Annotated in this window: 1 protein-coding gene and 1 pseudogene; both read left to right on the forward strand. The window is 61.2% G+C overall.

Features of this window, described 5'->3' with window-relative positions:
* Nucleotides 1-253, forward strand: a 253-nt coding sequence (locus QCE48_RS31715) for an electron transfer flavoprotein subunit beta/FixA family protein (protein ID WP_409014743.1), incomplete at its 5' end; no start/stop codon positions are given.
* Nucleotides 254-267: 14 nt separating this feature from the next.
* Nucleotides 268-526 (forward strand): annotated as a pseudogene (locus QCE48_RS31720) (electron transfer flavoprotein subunit alpha/FixB family protein); the annotation flags it as partial.

The following is a 526-nucleotide window of genomic DNA, read 5'->3' on the forward strand; positions in this document are numbered from 1 at the left end:
TTCGCTCACGTTGCCCGCAGTCGTCACCACCGACTTGCGCCTGAACGAGCCGCGCTACGTCACGCTGCCCAACATCATGAAGGCGAAGAAGAAGCCTTTGGAAACGCTGAAGCCGGCTGATCTCGGCGTCGATGTCGCGCCGCGTCTGAAAACGCTGAAAGTCGCCGAGCCGCCCAAGCGCTCCGCCGGCGTGATGGTGCCGGACGTGAAGACGCTGGTCGAGAAGCTCAAGACCGAAGCCAAAGTGCTGTAAGGAGACGGACGAAAATGACGATTCTGGTTATCGCAGAACACGACAACGCGTCGATCAAGGCCGCGACGCTGAATACGGTTGCGGCGGCTTCGAAGATCGGTGGCGACGTGCACGTGCTGGTGGCAGGTTCGAACGCACAAGCCGCAGCGGATGCGGCCGCGAAAATCGCGGGTGTGTCGAAAGTGCTGCTCGCCGATGCGCCGCAACTCGCCGACGGGCTGGCTGAAAACGTCGACGGCACGGTGCTGAATATCGCGAAGGATTATTCGCACA

The sequence above is a fragment of the Caballeronia sp. LZ024 genome, assembly GCF_031451455.1.
GTDB lineage: Bacteria > Pseudomonadota > Gammaproteobacteria > Burkholderiales > Burkholderiaceae > Caballeronia > Caballeronia telluris.